At 33.8% G+C, this 1,490-nt stretch carries 4 protein-coding genes; all 4 read left to right on the top strand.

What is annotated here, in order from left to right:
* Positions 1-334: hypothetical protein (locus T368_RS16025; protein ID WP_034595293.1), on the top strand; the 334-nt coding region annotated here is incomplete at its 5' end.
* Positions 335-466: 132 nt separating this feature from the next.
* Entirely contained in the window at positions 467-646 is a 180-nt protein-coding gene (locus tag T368_RS0111475; RefSeq protein WP_004084606.1) for a hypothetical protein, read from the top strand.
* 16 nt (positions 647-662) lie between these two features.
* Positions 663-1,292, top strand: coding sequence for a hypothetical protein (locus tag T368_RS0111470; protein ID WP_004084608.1), 630 nt, complete (start codon positions 663-665; stop codon positions 1,290-1,292).
* Between the two features lie 22 nt (positions 1,293-1,314).
* The gene (locus tag T368_RS15785) at positions 1,315-1,479 is read left to right on the top strand and encodes a hypothetical protein (protein ID WP_004084610.1); all 165 of its coding nucleotides are present in this window, start codon (positions 1,315-1,317) and stop codon (positions 1,477-1,479) included.
* Positions 1,480-1,490: the final 11 nt, after the last annotated feature.

Below are 1,490 nucleotides of genomic sequence, written 5' to 3'. Positions count from 1 at the left end.
CCCCCCCAAAGTCCAAACCGACAAGTTTGAGATCGACTTTAGGCTACTTGATTTGCTAGATATTACAAGCAAACGCTACAAAATATCAAAAAATAAGATATTTGAAGCGGCATTGACGACATTTTTAAGTGATAAGTATTTGCCCTTAAAGATGTCAAGAAAAAGGCGGAAAAAGTTTTTAGTGAAAGAGGCTACATTAGAGTTGCTTGAAATTAAAAGCTATGAATTTGGATTAAGTAAAAATGCGATTGTAAATAAAAGCTTAAAAGAGTTTTTAATGCAAAAGCCTTTTTGTCATATAAAAAAGAAAAACATGACAAGGAAAGGGCAATGAGACAAAGAAAACAAAACCCAGCTTTTTAAGATTGATGGTGGGCTTTTAATGTTTTTGCCCTTTTTTATGAAAAAAGGGCAAATCGTTAAAATATTATCACAAGATGAAAGCTAAGAAAAAAAAGGATTAAACATGCTAGACATTTTATTCATATTCGGCGTATTTTCTACAGTGGCTTTTATATGCCTTATTGTGCTATATGGTTATGTTGTTTATACAAGCCCATTTGTAGAACATAGCTTTATAGACTTTGTGAAAGTCTTTTTTGAATGTCTGTTTAAAAAACCAAGTGATAGAGAAAAAGAAGAATAAAGAAAGGATTAAACATATGGTAATACCAAACTTCATCACAAAACTCCCACAAAACATAATAAAGTATAAAGAAAAAGGGGAAAAAGAAATACTTGTGCTTTTAGAAGACATAGATCACGCCTTAAACTTTATAGAGCAAGGTGGCTTTTTATATGAGTATATAAGAGTTTGCCGCCCCTCACAAACAAGCAAGGCGTTTATTCCACAAGCAAAAGAAATAAAAGACTTTTGCAAGGCTATCGCTAAGGGCATACGAGTAGATGCTGTCGATGAATACAGAGGATTTGAGTTTTACGACATGCAAAGCATAAAAAAATACCATGATTGCTACTTGCAAACAAAGATATTAAAGCCCCCAAGTAACTTTTTATTGTGCTTGTATGAAAAAGGTGAGTTCAGCCCAGATGAAGAAGCCTTAAAGTTTTTAGAAAACTATAAAAAAGGGCAAGAGAGGGCAAAGATAGTACAAGAGAGAGCGAATGAGCTGTCAAATAAGGCTTTTATTGATTCTGTGCGTAAAAAGCTGGGATTAAAAGAGCAAGAGACAAAAAGGGCAATATATAAGTTTATATCGCTTATGTATGAGACTTTTAGTCCGCAGGATTTAAGAGACTATTTTGCAGAGTTTGACAGGTTTGCTTTATAGGGCAAAAAGAAAGGTTTTTCACATGATTGTTTGTGCTTGTGATGTTGCCTCTTTTATCTCACTTTGTCATGTTGAGCGTAGCGAAAAATCCTTTTTGCAAATAAAAAAGGAAAGGGCAATGAGACAAAGAAAACAAAAGGAACTAAGTATGCGGAAACAAACCACGCAAACAAACCCAGCTTTTTAAGGTTGATGGTG

Origin of the sequence: Helicobacter bilis ATCC 51630 (assembly GCF_000686565.1) — a bacterium.
Classification (GTDB): domain Bacteria; phylum Campylobacterota; class Campylobacteria; order Campylobacterales; family Helicobacteraceae; genus Helicobacter_A; species Helicobacter_A bilis.
Note: the sequence above shows the minus strand (reverse complement) of the source record. Positions and strands in the feature narration are given on the sequence as shown.

Coding starts and splice junctions, on each gene's coding strand:
- T368_RS0111470 (WP_004084608.1), top strand. CDS start 663: ATGGTAATACCAAACTTCATCACAAAACTCCCACAAAACATAATAAAG.
- T368_RS0111475 (WP_004084606.1), top strand. CDS start 467: ATGCTAGACATTTTATTCATATTCGGCGTATTTTCTACAGTGGCTTTT.
- T368_RS15785 (WP_004084610.1), top strand. CDS start 1,315: ATGATTGTTTGTGCTTGTGATGTTGCCTCTTTTATCTCACTTTGTCAT.